At 63.7% G+C, this 20,027-nt stretch carries 15 protein-coding genes and 1 tRNA gene; 11 read left to right on the top strand and 5 right to left on the bottom strand.

The window, feature by feature from the left end:
- Positions 1-476 precede the first annotated feature (476 nt).
- A tRNA-Glu gene (locus tag CCR95_RS23175) sits at positions 477-551 on the bottom strand.
- A 183-nt stretch (positions 552-734) separates the two neighbouring features.
- On the opposite strand from CCR95_RS23175, the gene pcnB reads away from it, so the two are divergent.
- From pcnB to panD, 6 genes are all read left to right on the top strand, one after another.
- Positions 735-2,063: a polynucleotide adenylyltransferase PcnB gene (gene pcnB / locus CCR95_RS23170; protein ID WP_201098883.1), complete on the top strand. Its 1,329-nt coding sequence runs from the start codon at positions 735-737 to the stop codon at positions 2,061-2,063.
- 54 nt (positions 2,064-2,117) lie between these two features.
- Entirely contained in the window at positions 2,118-2,408 is a 291-nt protein-coding gene (locus CCR95_RS23165; RefSeq protein ID WP_242523448.1) for a nucleotidyltransferase family protein, read from the top strand.
- Positions 2,405-2,536: a hypothetical protein gene (locus CCR95_RS25995; RefSeq protein WP_276570302.1), complete on the top strand. Its 132-nt coding sequence runs from the start codon at positions 2,405-2,407 to the stop codon at positions 2,534-2,536. The genes CCR95_RS23165 and CCR95_RS25995 overlap by 4 nt, the downstream gene beginning before the upstream one ends.
- Positions 2,537-2,897: 361 nt before the next feature.
- Positions 2,898-3,701 carry a 3-methyl-2-oxobutanoate hydroxymethyltransferase gene (gene panB / locus CCR95_RS23160; protein WP_201098882.1) on the top strand — a complete coding sequence of 268 codons (804 nt, stop codon included), beginning with the start codon at positions 2,898-2,900 and terminating at the stop codon, positions 3,699-3,701.
- Positions 3,702-3,717: 16 nt separating this feature from the next.
- The gene (gene panC / locus CCR95_RS23155; RefSeq protein WP_201098881.1) at positions 3,718-4,575 is read left to right on the top strand and encodes a pantoate--beta-alanine ligase; all 858 of its coding nucleotides are present in this window, start codon (positions 3,718-3,720) and stop codon (positions 4,573-4,575) included.
- 109 nt (positions 4,576-4,684) lie between these two features.
- Entirely contained in the window at positions 4,685-5,065 is a 381-nt protein-coding gene (gene panD / locus CCR95_RS23150) for an aspartate 1-decarboxylase (RefSeq protein WP_201098880.1), read from the top strand.
- Between the two features lie 209 nt (positions 5,066-5,274).
- On the opposite strand, the gene glgA is transcribed toward panD, so the two are convergent.
- Positions 5,275-6,810: a glycogen synthase GlgA gene (glgA, locus tag CCR95_RS23145; RefSeq protein ID WP_201098879.1), complete on the bottom strand. Its 1,536-nt coding sequence runs from the start codon at positions 6,808-6,810 to the stop codon at positions 5,275-5,277.
- A 112-nt stretch (positions 6,811-6,922) separates the two neighbouring features.
- Between glgA and zwf the strand changes: the two genes are divergently transcribed.
- From zwf to CCR95_RS23130, 3 genes are all read left to right on the top strand, one after another.
- On the top strand, positions 6,923-8,398 hold the full coding sequence (gene zwf / locus CCR95_RS23140; RefSeq protein ID WP_201098878.1) for a glucose-6-phosphate dehydrogenase: 1,476 nt from the start codon (positions 6,923-6,925) through the stop codon (positions 8,396-8,398).
- A 306-nt stretch (positions 8,399-8,704) separates the two neighbouring features.
- Complete coding sequence (pgi, locus tag CCR95_RS23135; protein ID WP_201098877.1) at positions 8,705-10,351, top strand: glucose-6-phosphate isomerase; 1,647 nt, start codon at positions 8,705-8,707, stop codon at positions 10,349-10,351.
- Between the two features lie 311 nt (positions 10,352-10,662).
- Positions 10,663-14,850, top strand: a complete 4,188-nt coding sequence (locus CCR95_RS23130; RefSeq protein ID WP_201098875.1) for a DEAD/DEAH box helicase — start codon at positions 10,663-10,665, stop codon at positions 14,848-14,850.
- A 469-nt stretch (positions 14,851-15,319) separates the two neighbouring features.
- Here CCR95_RS23130 and CCR95_RS23125 read toward each other — a convergent pair whose 3' ends face one another.
- Together CCR95_RS23125 and CCR95_RS23120 are read right to left on the bottom strand one after the other, a co-directional pair.
- Positions 15,320-16,252, bottom strand: a complete 933-nt coding sequence (locus CCR95_RS23125; RefSeq protein ID WP_201098873.1) for a PfkB family carbohydrate kinase — start codon at positions 16,250-16,252, stop codon at positions 15,320-15,322.
- Positions 16,245-17,678, bottom strand: coding sequence for an SUMF1/EgtB/PvdO family nonheme iron enzyme (locus CCR95_RS23120; protein ID WP_201098871.1), 1,434 nt, complete (start codon positions 17,676-17,678; stop codon positions 16,245-16,247). The genes CCR95_RS23125 and CCR95_RS23120 overlap by 8 nt, the downstream gene beginning before the upstream one ends.
- A gap of 325 nt (positions 17,679-18,003) precedes the next feature.
- Between CCR95_RS23120 and CCR95_RS23115 the strand changes: the two genes are divergently transcribed.
- Together CCR95_RS23115 and CCR95_RS23110 are read left to right on the top strand one after the other, a co-directional pair.
- Entirely contained in the window at positions 18,004-19,311 is a 1,308-nt protein-coding gene (locus CCR95_RS23115; RefSeq protein WP_201098863.1) for a DUF3422 family protein, read from the top strand.
- Positions 19,312-19,593: 282 nt separating this feature from the next.
- Complete coding sequence (locus CCR95_RS23110) at positions 19,594-19,776, top strand: type II toxin-antitoxin system VapC family toxin (RefSeq protein ID WP_201098862.1); 183 nt, start codon at positions 19,594-19,596, stop codon at positions 19,774-19,776.
- Positions 19,777-19,884: 108 nt separating this feature from the next.
- Here CCR95_RS23110 and CCR95_RS23105 read toward each other — a convergent pair.
- Positions 19,885-20,027 (bottom strand): transposase (locus CCR95_RS23105; protein ID WP_201093406.1); only part of this gene is annotated, 143 nt, incomplete at its 5' end.

The following is a 20,027-nucleotide window of genomic DNA, read 5'->3' as shown; positions in this document are numbered from 1 at the left end:
AAGGCGACCCGCGCCGAGCCGGCGCAGCTGGCGATCATCCAGGCGCTGGGCAGCGATCCCAGCCCGGGAGGGATACAGAAAATGATTGTCTGAATCGTCCGGTTTCACAAAATTTCACGAATGTAGTGCCACTGAGCGATTTTTTCCGCTGTAAGCGGATGATCTTAAAAGAGAAATAATCTGAGGCGTTAAACTTGGGCTAAGGCCCAAGGTCCACGGCAGAAGCCCGCGGCGAGCTTTGGGGCTTCCGCTGGCGGGGGATGGAGCAAGAAGCGCCAGTCTTCGGGACTTGGAAGGCCGGGTTGAATTCCCGGACTACTCCCGCCAGCGTCCTCTACACCACACCCGCCGCTTGGCGGGTTTTTTGTGGGGCTGGATTCGTGGCAAAAAATGCCCTGTTCCAGATCGCTTTTCCGGAAAAGTTCCGGACTGAAAAACAAGAAAGCTCGCTCTCTCGCGTAAGCCTTTGTTTTGATTGGCGCTCCCTAGGGGGTTCGAACCCCTGTTGCCGACGTGAGAGGCCAGCGTCCTAACCGCTAGACGAAGGGAGCAGTAATTATGTCTGCGAGTGCAGCGAAGAATCGCATAATATACGCAGACGCTGCCGTTTCACAAGTGGCGGTTATTTTCGACCGGCCAACCGGCCATATTGATTCGCTGGGGAACACTGGGATCCATTCCCGCTCTCACGCATTGCCGCCCCGGCGCTTTAAGGAACCGTTTACACGAAGGTCATGCAGGAATCCGACCCTAACACGACGAACGTGACGAGACCGCTGATCGTGCCTCGTCCGGAACACAGCCTCTCCCGCGCGAAGATCAGCGAGAACGCGCTCAAGGTGCTCTATCGGCTCCGGCAGGAGAATTTTCAGGCCCATCTGGTCGGCGGCGGCGTGCGCGATCTGCTGCTGGGCCACGAGCCCAAGGACTTCGATATCGCCACCGACGCCACTCCCGAACAGGTGCGTCAGGTGTTTCGCAACTGCCGCCTGATCGGGCGGCGGTTCCGTTTGGCGCATGTCCATTTCGGGCGTGACATCATCGAAGTCGCGACCTTCCGCGGGTGCGGCGACGATGCCGATCCGCTGGATCGCCGACTCGAAAACGGCATGATCGTGCGCGACAACATTTACGGCACCATCGCGGAGGATGCGCTGCGACGGGATTTCACCATCAACGCGCTCTACTACGATATCGCCGATTTCTCGCTTCACGATTATGCCAATGGCCTGGCGGACCTGAAGGCCGGCCAGCTGCGTCTGATCGGCGATCCCGAACAGCGCTATCGGGAAGATCCGGCGCGGATGCTGCGCGCCGTGCGCTTCGCCTGCAAACTCGGCTTCGCCATCGAGCCGGCCACCGAGCGCCCGCTGTTCGAACTCGGCCCGCTGCTCGCCGACATCGCCGCCGCCCGTCTGTTCGACGAACTCATCAAGCTGTTTCACTCGGGCTACGGTCTCGACGTGTTCGAGAAACTGCGCCATTACGGGCTCTTCGGTCAGCTCTTCCCGGACACCGAGGCCTGTCTGGCGCGCGAGGATCACGATTTTCCGATCACCTTCGTCAGCCGCGGGTTGTCGAATACCGATCAGCGTCTTCGCGAGGAGAAGCCGGTCACTCCCGCATTTCTGTTTGCGATCCTGCTTTGGGAGCCGGTGCGCTGGCGGTCCGAGCAGTTGCAAACCGAAGGGATGCCCGCGACCGAGGCGATTCTGCTGGCGTCCAGCGCCGTCTGCCAGCGTCAGCAGTCGCTGGTGGCGATCCCGAAGCGTTTCTCGCTGCCCATGCGCGAGATCTGGGCGCTGCAACCGCGGCTTGAACAGCGTGACGGCAAGCGGCCCTATCGGCTGATCGCCCACCCCCGTTTCCGGGCCGCCTACGATTTTCTGGTGGTGCGGGCCGCCGCGGGCGAGGCGGATGCCGAGCTGGCCGACTGGTGGACCCGTTTCCAGGATGCGAGCGGTCCGGAGCGCGCCAAAATGGTCGAGGGTGGGTCTAAGCGCCGACGGCCGCGCCGACGCCGCGGCAAGTCGGCTACCTCATCCAGCGAAATGGCGGGTTGATTCCGGAAGGCGCGGGTCATCGTATCGACCGGCTTGCAACGGATTGTCGCGCGGATGATGACGCCAACCCAAATCGCTGACGCGAAAACAAGGCGGTCACGGCGCCTTTTCCTGGCGCAAGTGTCGGCGCGCTATCCTGTTCGCGACACCTATCTTTTTGGCAGCCGGGCTAGGGGCGATTTCCGCGCAGACAGCGATGCCGACCTTGCCATTTTGTTACGTGGTCACCCCGGCGTTTTTCTCGATACCAAGCTCGATGCCGGCGATCTGGACGCCGTCACACGGGCCGCTGAATTTGTTGATGCCGTGCAGCAAGCATTTCCAGGAGTGCCGCCCGCTCCATGACCCTGTATTCACAAACCGCCGAATCGCGCATCCACTACTTCGTCGATGAAACGGGGAACCCGACGCTCTTCAACAGCAAGGGCAGGGTGATTGTCGGCGAGGAAGCGAGCAGTACGACCTCTTGGTGAAGGAGCTATTCGTTCGGCTTTGCGCGCCCGGCCACGCAGGAATACAACGCCAAGACGTCACAAGACCGATGGTCGGATCAGTGTTGTCGAGGAGGCGAAGGATCCGCGCATGCGCGTCTCCGACGGCTCGCTGGATCTGTACAATACGTCTTTGGGACTGCCGCAATCGTATGAACATTCGCCGGGCCTATCATCTAAGGATGAGGGCGGCAGTCCTCGTCCTTATCCAGAACTGTCTTTCAGGAACGCTGGGCGCGGTTCAACCCGTCGCATTCGACGGCTGAACAAGGCTGAAAGACTGGCGCCGTCGCGCCGCCATCATTATTCTTTACCACCATTCATGCTGCCTCCGGAGCCGCCCATGTCTGCTAAGTCGATCTCCGTTACCAATCTAGCCGCCATGAAATCGCGGGGCGAGCGGATCGTTGCGCTGACCTGTTATGACGCCAGCTTCGCGCGCCTGCTCGACGCGGCGGGCGTGGATCTGCTGCTGGTGGGCGATTCGCTCGGGATGGTTCTGCAGGGTCATGCCACCACGGTGCCGGTAACAGTCGAGCAGATGGCCTACCATACCGCCTGCGTCTCTCGTGGATGCGAGCGGGCGCTGGTGGTGGCGGATCTGCCGTTCCTGTCCTGCGCGACGCCGGATCGGGCGCTCGACAGTGCCGCGCGTCTGATGCAGGAGGGTGGGGCTCAGGTCGTCAAGCTCGAAGGCGGCGCTCCGATGCTGGAGATTGTCCGGCGGCTCACCGAGCAGGGCGTGCCGGTGTGCGCCCATCTTGGGCTGTTGCCGCAGTCGGTGCATCGGATCGGCGGCTACCGTTTCCAAGGACGCGATCATGCCTCCTCCGAGGCGATTCGACACGATGCCTTGGCGATGCAGGATGCGGGCGCCAGTCTGCTGGTGCTGGAGTGCGTTCCGGCGGCGCTGGCCGCCGAGATCGGCGTGACTCTGACAATCCCGGTGATCGGCATCGGTGCCGGCGCGGGGTGCGACGGTCAGGTGCTGGTGCTGCATGACATGCTCGGTCTGCATCCCGGCCGTCCGCCGAGTTTCAGCCGCGATTTCATGCATGGGCGCGGCGCGATCGCCGAGGCGATCGCCGCCTATGTGGAGTCGGTCCGCGATGGCAGTTTCCCGGCGGCGGCTGAAACGCCCTATTGAAAATCGAGAGACGAGAATGGATCGCATCGAGCGACTTGAGGATTTGCGTGCCAGGGCCACCGGCTGGCGCGCCGCCGGCGAGCGGCTGGCCTTTGTTCCGACCATGGGCAATTTGCATCAAGGTCATCTCACCCTGGTGCGGGAGGCGCGGGGACTGGCCGACCGGGTGATCGCGAGCATCTTCGTCAATCCGCTTCAGTTTGGCGCCGGCGAGGATCTGGATGCCTATCCGCGCACCCTGGAACAGGACCGGCGCCTGCTGGAAGAGACCGGCTGCGATCTGCTGTTCGCGCCCGTGGCCAGCGTTGTCTATCCGCGTGGTCAGTCCGGTCAAACGCGGGTCGAGGTGCCCGGACTCTCGGAGATCCTCTGCGGGGCCACCCGGCCGGGACATTTCGTCGGGGTCGCGACGGTTGTCTGTAAACTCTTCAACATGGTGCAGCCGGATGTCGCGCTGTTCGGCGAGAAGGATTTCCAGCAACTGCTGGTGATCCGGCGCATGGTCGAGGATCTGAATCTGCCGGTCGAGATCGTCGGGGTGCCGACGGTGCGCGAGCCGGACGGACTGGCGATGAGTTCGCGCAATGGCTATCTATCTCCGGATGAGCGCGCGCTAGCGCCCGCGCTGTATCGGTCGCTGACGCAGGCAGGGCAGTCGCTGCGTCAGGGTGTCGCCGTTGAGGAGGTCGAGCGAACGGTGGTCGCGGCGCTGCGGGAGTCGGGTCTGACGCCCGATTATGTGACGGTTCGCCGGACGGATGATCTCGGTCCAGTGGCCGATGACGATGTGAATGTCGTGATTCTGGGCGCGGCCTATCTCGGTCGGGCACGGTTGATCGATAATCTGAAGGTAACGCGGATCGCCGAAGCGTGATGCTGCATTGCAGCAAATGCTGCGGTAAACTAGCGGCTATCTGCTAATGAAAGCGTCTTCATCGAATGATGAAGACCCGGCCCGAGCGGCCTTTGAGAGGATTGAATACATGCATTTGACCTTGCTGAAGTGCAAGTTGCATCGCGCCTGCGTGACGCATGCCGAAGTGGATTACGAGGGTTCCTGCGCCATCGATGAGGATCTCCTCGCACTGTCGGGCATCCGCGAATACGAGCAGATTCAGATCTATAACGTCACCAATGGCGAGCGCTTCACGACCTATGCGATCCGCGCCGAGGCCGGCTCGCGGGTCATCTCGGTCAATGGCGCCGCCGCACATAAGGCCGCGCCGGGCGATCGGGTCATCATCTGCGCCTATGCCAGCATGTCCGAGGCGGAGGCCGAGGTCTTCAAGCCCGACCTGGTCTATCTCAACGAGCACAATCGGGTGATTCGTACCGGCGACGCCATTCCCGCCCAGGCGGCCTGAATCGCGCGGAGACGCGTCGTTTGACCCAAAAGAGTCTTTGAACCGCAAAGGGTGCAAAGAACGCAAAGAATTTCAAATGGTTGTGTCAGCTTCGAATGCGCCGGGAGAGCAACAACAACCTGACAAACTTTTCGCTTTGCGTTCTTTGCGTTCTTTGCGCCTTAGCGGTTCTGATTCTCGCTGAACGAATTGGATAAAATCCTCTCCCCTCAACCCAGCGCCGCGCTGAGTCGGGTTTGGCGCTCCGCAATGGCATCGGCGTAAAGCTGGAGATACTGTCGCGCGCTGGCCTCCCAGCTCAGATCCTGCGACATCCCCGTGGTCGCCAGCCGGCGCCAGCCATTGGGGTCATCCCGATAGAGCCGCAAGGATTGATGGATCGCGTGCAGTAGTGCCTGCGGTTGAGGTTCGTCGAAGAGAAAACCAGTGGCGGTTCCGTTCGCAAGCGTCTCGGGCGTGCTGTGCACGACCGTGTCCGCGAGTCCGCCCGTGCGATGGACGATCGGCGGGGTGCCGTAGCGCAGACTGTAGATCTGGTTGAGTCCGCAGGGCTCGAAACGCGAGGGCATCAGGAAGACATCGCAACCGGCCTCGATACGATGCGCGCGCGCCTCGTCATAGCCGATGAAGACGCCGACCTGCCGCGGGTGGCGGGCGGCGATGTCCAGCAGCGCCTGCTCGGTCCGACGTTCGCCGGCCGCCACCACCATGAACTGGACGCGGGGATCGCGCAGCAATTCCGGCAGGATCGCCAGGATCAGATCCACGCCCTTCTGCTCGACCAGTCGTCCGATATAGCCGAGAACGAAGGCGTCTTCGTTGCGCGGCAGGCCAAACTCGCGCTGGAGATCGAGTTTGTTCTCCGCCTTCAGGCCGAAGCTGTCCCGATCGTAGTGATGCGGGATCAGCGGGTCCGTCGCCGGATCCCAGGCCTGATAGTCGATCCCGTTGAGGATGCCGCTGAAGCGGCCGCCGATCTGGCGCAAAAGCCCATCGAGCCCGCAGCCGAAGCGCGGGGTACGAACTTCAGTCGCATAGGTGGGGCTGACGGTATTGACCCGGTCGGAAAAGACGATGCCGCCCTTGATGAAGGACAGGCGCTGATGGAATTCCAGGCCCGAGAGGCTCCAGAACGCGGGTGGCAGACCGATACGCTCGAAGGTGGCGCGATCGAACAGACCCTGGTAGGCCAGATTATGGATGGTGAAAACCGTGGCGGGGCGCTCGGGCAGGTCTTTCAGGAGGGCTGGGGCCAGGCCGGTCTGCCAGTCATTGCCGTGCAGCACCTCGGGCCGCCAGCCGAGTGCCGGCAGCCCTTGGGCGATCAGCGCGATGACCCGGCAGAACAACAGGAATCGCTCGGCGTTGTCGCCCCAGTCGCGACCGCTGAGATCGGTATAGGGATTGCCCTCCCGTCCGAAATAGTCTGGCGCGTCGACCAGATAGATTGGAAGATCATGGTCGGGGTGGCGGCCCTCAAGGAGACGGATACCGGCTGGGTAGCCGGGAACCGTGAGTTCGCACTGCGGTTTCGGGTCGCGGAGCTGTCTGACGGCGCGCGGGTAGGCAGGCATGATAAGCCGCGCGTCATGCCCGAGCTGCCGCAAGGCCGCCGGCAGGCTGGCCGCGACATCGGCGAGTCCGCCGGTCTTGATCAGCGGATGCGCCTCGCTGCTGGCCATGAGGATGGTCAGACCGTCCTGATTGGCGGCGGGGGAGGAAGGGGATGTAACTGGCTGCTCCATGGGAGGTCTCTGAATCCTGGCGGGTGTGCTCGCGATGCGCCCACGCACGGCTTGGCAACTTGATGACAGACTTCACGTTAGCACATTTACCCTAGAGCGAGGCAACAGGCCCATGCTGGATCCCTGCACCATTCTCATCTTCGGCGCCACCGGCAATCTGGCGAGTCACAAACTGCTCCCGGCCCTCTATCACATCGAGGCGGCGGAACGGATGCACCCCGACAGCCGGATCCTCGGTTTTGGCCGGCGCGACTGGTCCGACGACGACTGGCGCGATCATATCCAGGCGACGCTCGCCGAGCATTTCGCGGGCAAGCAGGACACGCGGGTCGTCGCCCGTCTGCTGGCGCGCGCGCACTTCGTCGAGGGCGATCTGGAGCAGCCCGAAGGCTACCGCCGACTTGCCGAACGGCTGCGCGGCGCCGAGGGCCTGTCCGCAAACCTGATGTCCTACTTGGCGGTGGCGCCCCGGCATTACGCGGGCATTGTCGAACAACTCGCCGCCAACGGTCTGCACGCCCAGGAGCGGGGCTGGTCCCGGCTGGTGGTGGAGAAGCCGTTCGGCTTCGATCTGGAGAGCGCCAGCATCCTGGATCTGGGGTTGCACCGCGATTTCGCCGAGGACCAGATCTATCGCATCGATCACTATCTCGGCAAAAGCACGGTACAGAATATACTCGTTTTCCGCTTCGCGAATCTGCTTTTGGAGCCGCTCTGGAATCGCAATTACATCGATCATGTGCAGATTTCGCACGCCGAGTCGCAGGGGATTGAGGAGCGCGCCGGCTTTTACGACGGGGTCGGCGCCCTGCGCGACATGATCCAGAGTCATCTGCTGCAGATGCTGACCCTGGTCGCGATGGAGCCGCCGCCGAATCTGGACGCCGAGGCGCTGCGCGACGAGAAGGTCAAGGTGCTGCGTTCCATCCGCCCGATTCCGCGCGAGGCGGTTCACGCGCAGGCGTTCCGCGCCCAGTACGCGTCCGGTCGGGCCGGCGCGAATACGCTGGCCGGCTATCGCGACGAACCCGGCGTTGCGCACAACAGCACCACCGAGACCTATGCCGCGCTCAAGCTCTATATCGACAACTGGCGCTGGCGCAACGTGCCCTTCTATCTGCGCACCGGCAAGCGGCTCGGGCGTACCAATTCGCTGATCGCCATCCGTTTCAAGCAACCGCCGCAGCAGTTGTTTCAGTCCACCGCCATCGAGCGGCTCAAGCCCAACTGGATCCTGCTCAATATCCAGCCCAACGAATGCATGCGCCTGGAAATCCAGGTGAAACAGCCGGGACTCGAAATGCTTGCCCAGACCGAGCGTTTGGACGCCAGTAGCTGCACTCTGCCGCCCGAGCACATCGACGCCTACGAGGCGTTGATTCTGGACGTGATCGAGGGCGATCACACTCATTTTCTGCGCTATGACGAGGTGGATTGGGCCTGGCGAGTAGTCGATCCGGTGCTCAAACTCTGGGCGACCGAGCGCGATTTCATTCAGACCTACCCGGCCGGATCCTGGGGACCGCCCGAGGCCAACCGGCTGTTCGATCGGGACGATCATGAGTGGCGCAATGGGCTTGACGGGTGAGCTTTCAGCGGTCAGTTTGCGTTGAGCCACTCTTGACCGGAAGCGCCCCGGCGCGGAGCGGTATCATTGCCGAGCACCATCTTTGGTCAATCTCACTGGTCGATTCGGCTAAACTCCTCGCCCAGGATTATGGGCTTGCCGCAATGGACGCGATTCATCTCGCCGTGGCGATTGCCGCGCAAGCCGATGTCTTCATTTCCGGAGAGAGATTGGGTAAACCCATGTTCCGGGTTCGGGAGATTGCGACCCAGTCCTTATGGGAGACGAACGCTTGACCCCTTATTTTGTGCGAGGAAATTTATCATCATGTCGCTCGTGAATCAGACCCCTCAGTGGCAGAACCTTCAACAACATTGGGACGCGCTGCAAGCCGCACGGATCCAGGATCTGTTTGCCGCCGAGCCCAAACGCGCCGAGTCCATGCGTCTGTCGGCGGCCGGACTCCAGCTCGATTACTCGAAGAATCTCGTCACCCAGGAGACCCTGTCCCTGCTGCTGGCGCTGGCCGAGGCGGTGGATCTGAAGGGCTGGACCCGGCGCATGTTCAACGGTGAGCCGATCAATAACACCGAAGGGCGGGCGGTGCTGCATATCGCGCTGCGCAATCGCTCCAATCGGCCGATTCTGGTCGAGGGTGAGGACGTGATGCCGCTGGTCAATGGGGTGCTAGCGAGGATGGATCAGTTTGTCGAGCGAGTGCGCTCCGGCGACTGGCGCGGGCATACCGGACGGCGCATCGCCGACGTGGTCAACATTGGGATCGGTGGCTCCAATCTGGGGCCCAAGATGGTCTGTGCCGCGCTCGCGCCCTATCAGCGCGAGGATCTGCGAGTGCATTTCGTCTCCAATGTCGATGGCACCCATCTGGTCGAAACCATCCAGCGCCTCGATCCCGAAACCACGCTCTTCATCGTCGCCTCCAAGACCTTCACGACGCAGGAGACCATGACCAACGCCACCAGCGCGCGCGACTGGCTGCTGACGGCGCTCGGCGATTCGGCGGCGGTGGCCAATCATTTCGTGGCCGTGTCGACCAATGCCGAGAAGGTCGCCGCCTTCGGCATCGATACCGCCAATATGTTCGGCTTCTGGGACTGGGTCGGCGGGCGCTATTCGCTGTGGTCGGCCATCGGTCTGCCGATCGCGCTGGCGGTCGGTTTCGATCGCTTCGTCGAGTTGCTCGAAGGCGCCCACGCCATGGACGAGCATTTCCGCACCGCGGATCTGTCCGAGAACATGCCCGCGCTGCTGGGACTGATCGGCGTCTGGTACGCCAACTTCGCCGGCGCCCGCACCCATGCGGTGCTGCCCTACGACCAGTCGCTACGTTACCTGCCGGCCTATCTGCAGCAGGGCGACATGGAGAGCAACGGCAAGGGCGTCACCCGCGAGGGCGTGGCGGTCGATTACAGCACCGGCCCGGTGGTCTGGGGCGAGGCGGGCACCGACGGTCAGCACGCCTTCTATCAGCTCATCCACCAGGGCACCCAGACGATTCCGGCGGATTTCATTGGGGCCATACGCAGCCACAACGAACTCGGCGACCATCATCCCAAGTTCATGGCCAACTTCTTCGCCCAGACCGAGGCGCTGATGCGCGGGCGTACCTTCGAGGAGGCGCTGGCGGAGCAGCGGGCCGCGGGCCTCCCCGAGGAACAGGCGCAATTGCTCGCCCGCCATCGCACCTTCCCTGGTAATCGCCCGACCAATAGCATCCTGATGGAGCGCCTGACCCCGCGTACCCTGGGCGCGCTGATCGCGATGTATGAACACCGCATCTTCACCCAGGGCGTGATCTGGGGCGTCAATTCGTTCGATCAATGGGGCGTGGAACTCGGCAAACAGTTGGCCAGCGTCATTCTCGACGAGATCCAGTCCGGCAAGGTGACGGCGGATCACGATCCGTCTACGCGCGCGCTGCTGGAGCATTTCATCCGTCAGCGGCGCGGTTGAATTCGGTTGTCAGTTGTCAGTTGTCAGTTGTCAGTTGTCAGTTGTCAGTTGTCAGTTGTCAGTTGTCAGTTGTCAGTTGTCAGTTGTCAGTTGTCAGCGATTTTGCTGTTCTCTGGATGGGCCTGTCGAGTGGCCGGAGGGATTATCTTGTATCTTCGACAAGATCAGGACTCAGGGCGAACGGAGATTGGTCGGTCTTTCCCGGAAACTACCCTGGCGATCAGTCACCATCTTGACTGCCAACTGCCAACTGCCAACTGCCAACCTTGTTGCTGACCTCAATGAAAAAAACTTAACTGTTTAAGGTTGTTATGGCCACTGTGATCGAAGCCGCGCAGGAACTCCCCGCCGACGAGCGCCGTATTCTCCAGGTCGTTTCCGTTGTCCATGAAGCGGTCAACCAGACCAGCTTGCAGGCAATCCTGCACCAGCTTGGCTGGCGCGATCAGAAGGGCCAGCCACTCTCCACGCTCTTTTCGACAGCGCGACGTACCCGTCTGCTCGTTCAGCGGATCCTGGTCAAACAGGGGAATAATTTTTTCTGCGCCCCCGACCTGGCCGAGATGCTCACCCGCGAAACGGTCCGCGAAGGCACCTTCGATCGCATCGTTGCCGCCGCCGAGACGGTCATGAGCGCCAAGTCGCGCTATCAGTGGGAGACGGTCAGCGAGCGCCGGCAAACGCGGCGACTGCGCAACGCGCTCTACGCGGGCCGGGAAGCGGATATCCTGACCCTGCTCGGATTGGACAAGCGCGGCCCGGAACAGCCCGTGAGCTACCGGGAGGTCGAGTCGCTGACGCGCATCTGTACCGCGTCGCCCGATCCCGATTGGTTCGCGACGCTCAGTCCGCGGCTGCGCATCCTGGCGCTCGCGCCGTGGATGACCGAGACAAGCCTGGCGCTGATCCCGCGACCGGAGATGCAGGCGTTCATGGAGCGCGGCCTGACGCCGTTGGCGGCCGAGCATCCCGAAGCGGCCTGCGCGCTTGCCGAGCAATACCTGTTCAGGGGCCATTTCGATCAGGCCGCAGCCATCCTGGGCAACCGGATCACGCCTGAGACCCTGCCCCTGATCGGCTGGCTGCATCTGGCGCGCGGGCGTCACGAGGAGTCGCTGGAAGTCTTCGATCTGCACCTCGCGACCCTGCGGCGTCAGACCCGCAAGCGCAATCTCGCCGTGCCGGGACTGCCCGGTATCCTGCATCTGCTCGCGCTGCTGCGTCGGGGTACGCCGGCGGATCTGGAGCGGGTCCAGACGCAAGCCGGTCTGGTGCTGCGGTTGCCGGTCGCCGACCCGAGCGCCCCGGTCTTCCAGATGCTCAGCCAACTGGCCAGCGTGCTCGCCGGACGCCAGCGTCCGCAGGAGGCAAGCTGGCTGCGCGAGGGCGCGGTAGTCAAACGACCGTTCGATCTCCTGTTTCTGGGGCTCATGCGTCATTGGCTGGGCGAGCGTCCCGGTCTGGAATTGCTCAAGTCGCTCGCGACCCACTGCGAGGATGCCGTCACGGCAGGGATCCACTGGTATGCCTGGGAGGGCGTCGAATTATTGCGTCTTAAGGGCCGCCCGCTTCAGATCGCCGCCCTGCCGGCGCCGCCGAAGGAACTGGTCAGGCTCGCCGGACTGCTCACGCCCAAGTCGGCCTGGGAGATCGCCCTGGAGGCGCTGAAGGGGGTCGGTACCACGGGCGGCGAGGGCAAGACCGCGCCGGGCGGCGAGGCCGGAGCGGATCGCCGGATGTGCTGGCAGCTCGCGCTCTATGGCGGTCAGGGAACTCTGGAACCGCGCGAGCAGAAGCGGAAAAAGGCCGGCGGCTGGTCGCAGGGCCGCCCGGTCGCGTTGCAGAAGCTGGCAGAGTCGCCCAATGACTACGACTATCTGACCCCGCAGGATCGACGGATCTGCGGCTGCATTCACCGCGAGACCGAAACCGGTTGGTACGGCGGCTATGGCCGCACCCATTTCAGCCTGGACTCGGACGCCGCCCTGCTGGCCGCCGTTGGCCATCCGCTGGTGTTTCGCGCCGGCGCCATGGAGACCCCGCTCGAACTGGTGCGCGGCGGCCCGGCGCTCGAAGTGGTCAAGGGCGATGGCGTCATCCTGGTGCGCATCAATCCGGTGCCTCCGGAAGGCTCGAATCTGCTTCTGGTCAGCGAATCCGCCGCGCGCATCCGGCTGATCCAGTTCGACGCCACGCATCGCCGAATCGCGTCCATCCTGGGGGCCGAGGGGCTCAAGGTTCCACCGGACGGCAAGGAGCGGCTGCTCGAAGGTATCGCCGCCATCGCCCCGCTGCTGACCGTGCATTCGGCGATCGGCGGAACCGAACAGATCGCCGAAACCGTCCCCGCCGATCCGCGTCCCTATCTGCATCTGAATCCGGCCGAGGCCGGTCTGAATCTGGAACTCCTGATGCAGCCCCTGGGTGAAAAGGGTCCGCGACTGCTTCCGGGTCAGGGCCTGTCGACCCTGTTCGGCGAGTTGGACGGGCGCGCAGTGCAGACCACGCGCGATCTGGTCGGCGAGCGCCGGAACGCGCAAACCGTACTCGATGCCTGCCCGACGCTTGCTGAAGGGCGTGCCCCTGCTTCGACGCCGTCCAGTTCGGGGAGCGAAGCCGAAGGGGGCGACTGGACCTGGTGCCTGGACGACCCCGAGGAGGCGCTGACCGCGCTGGAACAGTTGCACGCGCTGGGCGACGCCGTCGTGCTGCAATGGCCCGAGGGCAAGCGGATCGGTCTTTCCAGGGAGGCCACGCTCGCGCGGATGAGCGTGAGTATCGCCAAGGAGCGCGATTGGCTGGGGCTGGAGGGCGGACTCACCCTGGACGACGGCAGTCTGCTCGGGATGCGCAAGCTCCTGGAACTGGTCGCGGATTCCAAAGGCCGTTTCGTGCGTCTGGACGAACGCGAATATCTGGTGCTCAGCGAGTCGCTGCGCCGACGCCTGGACAATCTGCGCGGTCTGACCGATCGCGGGCATTTTCACCCGCTGGCCGCCGCCGCCATCGAGGAAAGTCTGGAAGGCATGGCGGTCAAGTCCAGCAAACACTGGAAGGGTCTGCTGGCGCGGCTGGCCGAGGTGCGCGAACTGGAGCCCGCCATCCCGTCCACCCTGCAAGCCGAGTTGCGCGACTATCAGGTCGAGGGCTACCGCTGGCTCGCGCGCCTGGCCCACTGGGGTGCCGGCGCCTGTCTGGCCGACGACATGGGATTGGGCAAGACCGTGCAGGCCCTGGCGATGATCCTCGCGCGCGCGCCGGAAGGTCCAACCCTGGTGCTGGCCCCGATGTCGGTCTGCTCCAACTGGGTCAGCGAGGCCCGCCGGTTCGCCCCGACTCTGCAACCGAAACGCTTCGGCGAGGGCGATCGGGAGCGGATGCTCGAATCCGCCGGTCCCTTCGATCTCATCATCTCCACCTACGGACTGCTCCAGACCGAGGGCGAGCGGCTCGCCGGCGTGAACTGGTCGACCATCGTCGCCGACGAGGCGCAGGCGTTCAAGAACGCCCAGACCAAACGCTCGCAGGCGATCATGAAGCTCAACGCCGGCTTTCGGATGATCACCACCGGCACCCCCATCGAAAACCATCTGGGCGAGTTGTGGAACCTCTTTCGGTTCATCAACCCCGGACTGCTCGGCTCGCTGGACTCCTTCAATCAGCGTTTTGCCGTACCCATCGAAGTGCATCAGGACAGCGGCGCGCGCCAGCGTCTGCGCCAACTGCTCAAGCCCTTCATCCTGCGCCGGCTCAAGACCGATGTCCTGAGCGAACTGCCGCCGCGCACCGAAATCACCCTGGAACTGGAGTTCAGCGCGGCGGAAGCGGCGCTTTACGAGGCACTGCGCCGACAGGCCATCGAACGGCTGGAACTCGGAGACGCCAACCCCGGCCAAAAGCGCATGCAACTGTTGGCCGAGATCATGCGACTGCGCCGCGCCTGCTGCCATCCCAAGCTGGCGCTGCCCGACAGCGACATCCCGAGCGCCAAGCTCGACGCCTTCGGCGAGATCGTCGACGAACTGCTCGAAAACCGTCACAAAGCGCTGGTGTTCAGCCAGTTCGTCGACCATCTGCATCTGATTCGCGCCCATTTGGACGCGCGAGGCGTGCGTTATCAATATCTCGACGGTTCCACCCCGGAGGCCAAGCGCAAGACCGCCGTCGCCGCGTTTCAGGCGGGGGAGGGCGATCTCTTCCTCATCAGCCTGCGCGCCGGCGGATCCGGGCTCAACCTCACCGCCGCCGACTATGTCATCCACATGGATCCCTGGTGGAACCCGGCGGTCGAGGATCAGGCGTCCGACCGCGCCCACCGCATCGGACAGGAGCGCCCGGTCACCATCTACCGGCTCATCACCAAAGGGACCATCGAGGAGAAGATCATCGCCCTGCACGCCAGCAAGCGCGATCTGGCCGACGGACTGCTGGAAGGCGCCGGCGACGGCGGGCGCTTGAGCTACGAGGACATGCTGGCCTTGATTCGAGAGCAGGGTTGATTCGGGTTCGCGCTCCCGCCTGACACGATTTCTCGTCACCGCTCCGCGGTGTCGCGCGTCCATGTACTCCGTACCGCTAACCCCTCATCCAGACTGGAGGCGGCTCATGCCGAGGGATTTTATCGCCGGTGTCGGGTCGTGAGTACGGATCTTGAGTGTCACCGCACCGCCAGCCGATTGAGAAGCGCGCATCAGTTCAGTTTCTGGGATAGCGTGATTGTCGCCGCCGCACCGGAAGCTGACTGTCTGATACTGTACTCGGAAGACATGCAGCACGGCCAAGTGTGTGTTTCCCGCACTCGCGGGGATGACCCCCATAAGCGCCAACTTAACCTCACCGTTGACGCTCTTGTGAGGACCGAACAGTTGAATATGCGCTGCAACAATCTCGATTGAGAGCTTCTCGCCAGGGGCCGGGATTACAACTCCTACGAGCATCTTTTTCGGGTTTCTCTCCGATGGTCTAGGGTCACGTCTCGCTGGACCGCGCAACCTCCTCGATCAATCCAGCAAACCCGTATCGACCGCATTTGTAACCGGCGAGCCGGACAGCGCACTCGACTGCGTCGCCGGGCGGAAGCCCGCGCAGCAGGCCGTCGATGACGCCGGCGTTGAAGCAGTCTCCAGCGCCGAGCGTGTCGACGATCCGTTCCGGCGGGCTGGCGGCGACGAGTTGGCTCATCCCGCCGCGGGCAAGATAGCAGGCTCCCTCGGCGCCCCAGGCGACGACACAGAGCGTGGCGCTGGTCCGTGGCATGAGATCGTCCAGAAAGGCGACAGGATCCGTGAATCCCGCCGCCCGCGCATAGGCCCGGCTCGCCAGGAGGACGCGCGGCCCATGCAGTAGGTCGGCCATTCCAGGTCGCGGTTTCTCAAGCTCCAGCGACAGACCCGCGTCCGGTCGTTCGGCGAGCACCCGCGCGATCATGCGGCGGGTTTCGGTGGGGTTTCGGCCCTCGAAGTGGACCCAGTCGATGCCGTCCAATGGAATGGACGCGAAGGCGGTGGCGTCCAGCTCAGGGAGATCGCGGTAATGGACGATGGTGCGACTTCCCGTGGCACGGCTAAGGGCGATACAGGAAGTCGGCGTGACAGCGTTCGGGATGCGCACGGCATGGCTCGTGTCGATGCCGTGGCGGGCGAGGTCGTCGAGGATCGAGGCACTGGCAGGATCGTCGGCGAGGGTGCCGGCCCAGCGGCAGCGATGTCCGAATTGCGCCAGCAGGGACAGGCTGTTGGTGACGTTGCCGCCCCGCGCCCGGCGGTGAGAGAGGGCACGAATCTCCGCGTCCTCGGCCGGATAGGCGTCGACCTCGTTGATCAGATCCAGGGTGGCGATGCCCACGCCGAGGATGATGCGGCGCTGGGTGGTCAACGCGTGATTCAAGGCGGCGTCAGACATCGCGTGCGATCCGGAAACCCAGCATGTTGAGCCTGGTCTCGGGCGCGAAGTGTCCCCGGACATAGACGCGCATGGATGACGAAGGCTTGTTGAAGGCCCCACCCCGCGCAACCCGTGCTTTACAGTTTGCTCCGGGCGCACTCGATCCCTCGCTCGGCGCCCCCTGATAACTGGGCTGGTAGCAGTCCGCGACCCACTCCATGGCGTTTCCGGCGGTGTCGTGAAGACCGAACGGATTGGGCGGGAAGCTTCCGACTGGCGCGGTGGAGCGATTGTCCCATTGGCTGCCGCAATCAAAGCAGGCGGCCCGGCCCGGTTCAAGACCGGAACCCCACCAAAAGGAGCGGGTGCCGCCGGCACGCGCCGCGAACTCCCATTCCGCTTCGGTGGGCAGGCGATAGTGCCGGCCGGTTTCTCGCGACAGCCAGTCGACATAGGCTTGCGCATCCAGCCAACTGACGCCGACCACCGGCCGGTTGCCGCGTCCCCAGCCGAAATCATCGGGCAGCGGCCGCCCGGTCGCCCGCGCGAAACGGTCGTAGTCTTGGTAGGTCACCTCGTTGAGACCGATCAGGAAGGGTCGGATCTGGACCTCGTGGGCCGGGCTGAAATCCTCGCCGGAGAGACTGTTCGCACCCATTTGGAAGACGCCGCCGTCGAGCACGGCCAGTGCCGGGGCAAGCGCGCCGCCTCGCAGTCGGTCGCGCTGGATGGGCGGCGGTCTGGATGGCGTCGGCGTCGGCGTCGGGCGCGCGGGCGTCTCGTCAACGGTCGCCGGTGGGGTCTCGGTCCCCGCTCCGACGGACGTCGACGATTCGACGACCACCGGCGGGGAGGTTTGAAACCATTGCCGAACCTCCGGCAGCCGGAGGTCGATCCGATCCCGGATCAGGTAGAGGGACAGACCCGCGGACAGGGCCAGCGCGGCGAACAGGATCGGGTATCCCGCTCGTCTCCAAGGCGCGATTCTGGTTGGCACGGCCCGTGGCGGAATCGGGGCGGTTGGGGCTGGGGCGATGGCGGCCGATATCTTGAGGCGTTCCGCCAATTCCCGTTTCAACCGTTCCACCTCGCCCACGGCGTCCTTCAGCGAACTCTCCTTGCGCTCCATTTCCTGTTTCAGACCGTCGAGCGCCAGGTTATGGTCTTCCAGTTCGTCCTCAAGCCGCCGACATTCCTCGGTGATGTGATCGAGCGCTTGCTCCTTCGCCCCCAGGGTCTGTTGCAGAACCGTCATCTCCTGCTGCATGGCCAGGTGCTCGGTGGCGGTGGCGATCGAGCTGTCGCTCTCATGCACGCGTTCGGCAATGCGTAGATTGAGACGCATGACTTCCTGCTCGGCTTCCCGGCGCATTTGCTCCAGGGTTTTGCGCAGGGTGGCGGTTTCGATGTCGTGGTCGCTGTTCGAGTCGATTGGTTTGGCCATCCTGAAGGCGTCGCTGCTTGACGTCATCCGGTGCCGATATGGCCCCGGAGAACAAACGGTGGGATTGGTGACATGACCTTTTGGGTTACTTAATCACGAGACGCGATCCGAGTCCACTCCCGGCGATCGGTTGGCGCTCGCGCTGGCGGCGCTGGCGAAATGGACGCTGGCACCCCATCTTCATTGCGTCATGGTTTCCGGTTAATCTGTGACTTTACCGTGTCGCAAGCGCATCCCGGCGGTTGGCGCAAGGCCAGGATCGCCCAGCCCAGCCCCGACCCGTCGCGCCGGACCCGGTTTCATCGAATCGAGGAGTCTCCACCACATGGCCCTGCCGTTCAAGGAACACCCCCTGCGCCATCAGGGCATCGCCGAGCTGCACGCGCGTACCTACGAGTCCTTGCACGCCCCGGGGCGGGTCTCGCATCTCGCCGCGATTTGTGGCGAGCGGGGCAGTGGCCGCAATCTCCAGCATCTGTTCAAGCTGCTTGATCACTATGGCCTGCCCCGCCCGGAGACGGTCGAACAGCACTACTTCGCCGTACTGGGCGACATCCGCATGCGCTGGGAGCGCCACACCGAGTTTGTGACCTACACCTTCAGCAAGCCGGGGGCCTATCGGCATCCCTTCGCCTATCCGGTGCTCTATGAACTCCCCCAGGACTGGCTGAGCGAACTGCCGGGCGAGGTCGTCGCGGCGGTTACGCTCGCGCTCGAATCGCGCGACATGCCCGAGCGCGGCGGCGAGGAACTCAGCGAACTCTTTGCGGGCAATGCCGTCATCGGCTCCGAGGTGGTGGGCGGCGCGGCGCGCGCCTGGTCCGATCTGCGGATTCACAGCGACGGTTTTTCGCGCATCCTGCTGCGCGACCAGGGGCTCTCGGACAACCAGGCCGGTCGACTCGCCAAACGCTTTCTGGAAATTAACTCCTACCGCGCTATGTCCCTGCTCGGCTTACCCGAGGCGCGCGAGGCGAACGCCATTCTGAGCGGCGCCGACCGTCGGCTGGTGGGGGTGGCGGCACGCATGACCGATCCGGACGAGGTCGGGCAAGGCGTCCCCGACGCGGAACTGCTGGCCGAGTTGACCACCCTGGCCGCCGAGATCGAAGCGGTCGCGGCGCGCACCAGCTCGCGCTTCGAGGCCTCCCGCGCCTACTATGGAGTCGTCCAGCAACGGCTCGATCAGTTACGCCAGAAACGCATCGAGGGTTTGCAGACCTTTAGCGAATTTCTCGATGCCCGTCTCGCCCCGGCGATCGCGACCTGCAACTCGACCTCCAAGCGCCAGCAGGATCTGGCCGAGCGTGCCGCGCGCCTGACCAGCCTGCTACGCGCGCGGGTGGAGGTCGGTCTACAGGAACAGAATCGGAGCTTGCTGATGTCCATGAACCGGCGCGCGCAGTTGCAACTGCGCCTGCAGGAGACCGTCGAAGGTCTCTCGGTGATCGCCATCGGTTACTACGGAGTCGGGTTGGTCGGCTATCTGCTGAAAGGTCTGGAGGGTCATGGCGTGCCGATTGAGGCCGCCTATGCGACGGGTCTGGCGGCCCCGGTCGTGGTCCTCGTCGCCTGGGTCGGGATCCGGCGCATGAAGGCGCGTCTGCTCAAGATGGAACACGTTAACGAGTAAGGCAACTCCCCGCAAATCACCGGTCAATGCCTTCCAATCACGACCAGCGAGGGAACGCGAATCACACCAATGCACGGCGGTTTGGAACGGAGCATCCGCGACGATCGTTGACGTTGTCGAATCGAAGAACGACAACGACAATGAAAGCCAGGCAGCTGAACGGTACGCGGTGCGTACCCTACGGAACTGATCGCTCGGCCGTCGCCGGACCGCGGCGACTGACAGCCCGATGGCGGCGAGGCCGACAATCGACGTGCCCCGCAACCGTCGGCATCGAAACACTTGCGATCGACCACGCCCAAGCACGGCTCGCACGCGACGCGTTTTGGCAAGGGGCGACATCGCGCGGTACTGAACTTCGGCGATTGCTTTTCCTACACCCTCGCCAAATCCTTGGACGAGCCGCTGCTGTTCAAGGGCTGCGACTTCCGATTGACTGACATCACTCGCGCGGACGCGCTTTAAGTAACCATCCCCCGGCAGAGCCGGGGGCTTTGAATTCGTGAGCCGCTCAAAGCGGCAAGGGGTCGCTAACGCGGCCCCACGGTTCTTGGGCCGCCTAAAGGCGGCAAATCAGTCCCACAGATTAAGCTGGTCGAGTCGCTTGTCCTCGCGCTCTTGGTGCTGAATGTACGCACGGATCGTTGCTTCATCCCGACCGACCGTCGACACAAAATATCCGCGTGCCCAGAAATGCTGCCCCCGAAAGTGACGCT

Source organism: Thiocystis minor, assembly GCF_016653465.1.
GTDB classification, from domain to species: domain Bacteria; phylum Pseudomonadota; class Gammaproteobacteria; order Chromatiales; family Chromatiaceae; genus Chromatium; species Chromatium minus.
This window is presented reverse-complemented; position numbering and strand designations above follow the sequence as displayed.

Bases quoted from the DNA above. Each gene is read 5' to 3' on its own strand.
- pcnB (WP_201098883.1), top strand. From the start codon at position 735: ATGCAGGAATCCGACCCTAACACGACGAACGTGACGAGACCGCTGATC.
- CCR95_RS23165 (WP_242523448.1), top strand. From the start codon at position 2,118: ATGATGACGCCAACCCAAATCGCTGACGCGAAAACAAGGCGGTCACGG.
- CCR95_RS25995 (WP_276570302.1), top strand. From the start codon at position 2,405: ATGACCCTGTATTCACAAACCGCCGAATCGCGCATCCACTACTTCGTC.
- panB (WP_201098882.1), top strand. From the start codon at position 2,898: ATGTCTGCTAAGTCGATCTCCGTTACCAATCTAGCCGCCATGAAATCG.
- panC (WP_201098881.1), top strand. From the start codon at position 3,718: ATGGATCGCATCGAGCGACTTGAGGATTTGCGTGCCAGGGCCACCGGC.
- panD (WP_201098880.1), top strand. From the start codon at position 4,685: ATGCATTTGACCTTGCTGAAGTGCAAGTTGCATCGCGCCTGCGTGACG.
- glgA (WP_201098879.1), bottom strand. From the start codon at position 6,810: ATGGAGCAGCCAGTTACATCCCCTTCCTCCCCCGCCGCCAATCAGGAC.
- zwf (WP_201098878.1), top strand. From the start codon at position 6,923: ATGCTGGATCCCTGCACCATTCTCATCTTCGGCGCCACCGGCAATCTG.
- pgi (WP_201098877.1), top strand. From the start codon at position 8,705: ATGTCGCTCGTGAATCAGACCCCTCAGTGGCAGAACCTTCAACAACAT.
- CCR95_RS23130 (WP_201098875.1), top strand. From the start codon at position 10,663: ATGGCCACTGTGATCGAAGCCGCGCAGGAACTCCCCGCCGACGAGCGC.
- CCR95_RS23125 (WP_201098873.1), bottom strand. From the start codon at position 16,252: ATGTCTGACGCCGCCTTGAATCACGCGTTGACCACCCAGCGCCGCATC.
- CCR95_RS23120 (WP_201098871.1), bottom strand. From the start codon at position 17,678: ATGGCCAAACCAATCGACTCGAACAGCGACCACGACATCGAAACCGCC.
- CCR95_RS23115 (WP_201098863.1), top strand. From the start codon at position 18,004: ATGGCCCTGCCGTTCAAGGAACACCCCCTGCGCCATCAGGGCATCGCC.